Origin of the sequence: Martelella mediterranea, assembly GCF_004342225.1 — a bacterium.
Lineage (GTDB): Bacteria > Pseudomonadota > Alphaproteobacteria > Rhizobiales > Rhizobiaceae > Martelella > Martelella mediterranea_B.
Map to the genome: position 1 here is coordinate 1 of NZ_SMAR01000086.1, position 3078 is coordinate 3078.

The 3078-nt window shown below is 57.5% G+C and carries 3 protein-coding genes; 1 reads left to right on the top strand and 2 read right to left on the bottom strand.

What is annotated here, in order from left to right; translation table 11 throughout:
• Positions 1-582 precede the first annotated feature (582 nt).
• Positions 583-1044 (bottom strand): RidA family protein, encoded by a 462-nt coding sequence (locus EDC90_RS20585; RefSeq protein ID WP_207903994.1) that lies wholly within the window; start codon positions 1042-1044, stop codon positions 583-585.
• A 9-nt stretch (positions 1045-1053) separates the two neighbouring features.
• Entirely contained in the window at positions 1054-1905 is an 852-nt protein-coding gene (locus tag EDC90_RS20590) for a PhzF family phenazine biosynthesis protein (RefSeq protein ID WP_132314379.1), read from the bottom strand.
• Positions 1906-2364: 459 nt separating this feature from the next.
• On the opposite strand from EDC90_RS20590, the gene EDC90_RS20595 reads away from it, so the two are divergent.
• The gene (locus EDC90_RS20595; protein ID WP_132314378.1) at positions 2365-2973 is read left to right on the top strand and encodes a DUF1989 domain-containing protein; all 609 of its coding nucleotides are present in this window, start codon (positions 2365-2367) and stop codon (positions 2971-2973) included.
• Positions 2974-3078: the final 105 nt, after the last annotated feature.

Below are 3078 nucleotides of genomic sequence, written 5' to 3' on the forward strand. Positions count from 1 at the left end.
CGACTGCATTGACCAAAACATAACCGCTGAGACATAACCAAAGGTGGGTCAAACCTCGGTGAAAATACCGGGTCACCTCTCAGCAGAAATCAACAGGCTGGGTGCTTGGCAGCATCAACGAGGATGTCATCAAATTACTTGAGCAGGATACCTTGTCAAAAAAGCAGGAGCGAGAATTGTTAAAATTCTTCGATAAGCTTCTTCCCTGGAATTGCCCTGTGGGGCGCTATTAATCGGAATTTCAGACCGATCTTCGCCTGGCCGCCTTTGGGCGGTCGGGCATCCGGTCAGATCTTGTCCCTCAGCGTAAAAGGTTGCTTGGTAACGCCGGCCTGCCGCGCTTTTGCCGATACCCGGGCGAAGGTTCGGACGGCAGCAAAGCGCCCCCATTCCTGACGTTCAAAGGGCTCCGGCGATTTTCTGAAAGCTGCCAGTCCACTTAGGCCCCCGGCATGTCCATAACGGGGTGGTTTGCAGACTGGCAACTTCTAGTCAGAATTGTGGATTAGCTGCCTTCGGCCAATGCAATGTTGTAAGCCCGCGCCGTTGCATACCGCCAAACTGCCTCGCTCGGTGTTGCGATCACACTTTGACGATGATGATTGCTTCGATTTCGACTATGACTCCGAAGGGAAGTGATCCCATGCCGACAGCGGAACGGGCGTGATGACCGGCTTCACCGAGCACTTCACCCAGTAGCTCGGAGCAGCCATCGACCACCTTGGCATGATCGACGAAATCCGGTTCGGCGTTGACCATGCCCGTGACTTTGGCCACGGCCTCGACGCGGGAGAGATCGCCAACCACGGATTTGACGACCGACAACAATTGCAAACCGACATTGCGCGCAGCCGCATATCCATCCGCAACTGTTGCATCGCGGCCTAGTCGGCCAAGGACAAACGAGCCGTCGGGGTTGCGTGGAATTTGTCCCGAAAGATACAGGGTGTTTCCCACAAGACGCGCTGGGCGATAGACGGCCAGCGGATTAGGCGCTGCGGGTAGGGCCAGTCCAAGAGTCACAAGTTTCTGTTCAGGGGTCATGGCCATTTCCTACAGCTCGATAGCTTGGGTTTTACGGATGGTGCGGACACTTCCGCTCACTCGGACGCTTGCACCCTGCTCGGATGTGACTTCCACCATCAGCTGGGACGGCACGCCCATGTCCTCGCCCTGAAGAATGGTGATGGCACCCCCATGCGGCCAGTCGAGATATCGCAAATATCCGGCCAACGCCGCTGCGGCGGCTCCCGTCGCCGGGTCTTCTGCGACGCCTCCGATTGGGAAGGGATTGCGCGCGTGGAACACTTGGGCGGCTTCAGCATAAACGAGGTTGAAGGTGATGAAGCCCTCGCGTTCGGCCAGCGCTCGTCCCTTATCGAAGTCGTACTGCATCGCGCGCAGTGCCTCGCGTTGCTTCAGCGCCAGGACCAGATGGTCTCCCCCGCCGTGCGCCACTGCCGGCGGTATCCGCTTGTCGAGGTCAGCAAAACTTAGGCCGAACAATTCGAGCGCTTCTGCCAATACAGCAGGTGTGACGGGGAAACTGCGCGTCGGTGGCGATTGGAACGAGGCACCCCAGTCCGTTTCAGAGAAATGCCCTTCGACGGTAATGCGAGCGCGATTAATGTCGAGCGTGAATAGGCCCGGCCCATTGCTTTTTGCCAGGGCGGCTCCGAGTGCGATCGTGGCATGTCCGCAAAAGTCCACTTCTACCTGGGGCGCGAAGTAACGCACCCGCCACGCATCTCCAACAGGGGCCGCAAAAGCAGATTCCGAATAGCCCACAACGGCAGCCACTTTCTGCATTACGGCCGTTTCCGGCATTTTATCGCAGATGATCACACCCGCAGGATTGCCGCCGTTCTGTCCGTCTGCAAAGGCTGCGATATGCTGAACGTGCATCGTTTTTCTTTCGATAGGAAGCATGTGAATGTCGCTCGAGTAACGGCTGCCTGCTGGCAAATGACGAGACTCAACGCACTCATAAGAGTATCACCATCTCGCTACCGAGCAAATCATTGGGTAGGATTCATAGCAGCGCGCAACCCTACCTTCGATTGTAGCCAAGATTGTCGTATGCATGTTGGATAAAGATCATCGATTGGTCCTTCTTTCGTGGCGTCTTTCGGCAATGACTGATACCTCCTAAACGACCGCAATGGGGTCGGATCCCGAACGTTGGCTTTCTTCAATTTCTCGCTAAAACCGGACAGACCGCCACCGGCCCCGTTCAAGCCGATATCCGGATGCCTTTCGAAGGACGGGTTTCGGATTGCGAGCAAGCCAAGCTGAACAACCAGATGAGGGTCGTTTTTGGTCGGGGTCTACGTTAGAAGGGGGCCTTTGAGATAGGAGAGCTCCATGCCAGCGCGTCGCCATGTCGATATCGCACCACAGTCGGGTGGTAGCGTTCGCCTATTCACGGGCGAGACCGTCCGTGTCATCGATCTGGAAGGCCAACAGGTGGCGGACCTGTGGGCGTTCGTCGTGGACGGCGGGATCGTTGACTGGCTCAGTGTCTCACAGACCCGCGACATCACCGAGCGTCTGTTTCCAACGGTGGGCGAGAGCTTCTACAGCGAACAGGCCGTGGTGCTTTTGACCCTCGTGGAGGACAACTCGCCCTGTCCACACGACATGCTATTCCCGGCCTGCAACCATCGCCTCTACGATCGGGCGGGCTATCCGAACCATCCGAATTGCCGGAACAATCTGCTGACAGAGCTTCGGAGCGCCAGAATCGACGTGCCGATCGTCCCTGATCCGGTGAACTTGTTCCAGCGATCCGAGCCTCAGGCGGACGGACGGCTGGAGGTGCTTGCCTCGGACAACCCGCCAGGCGGGAACGTACTCTTGCGTGCGGACAAGGATTTCCTCCTTGTCGTCACCGCCTGTTCCGTCGACTACCACCCAACGAACGGGGATCGATGCACTGGCATCAGGCTCGAAATATCACCGGGCAGCCAATGACCGCTTCCGGGCTGCGGCACGACAATCAAGATGAGATTCCGCGACAATCTGGGTGAGACGTTGCGTCGTTCGTGTGTCGGAGGGAGGGCGTAGCCCGACTTGAGG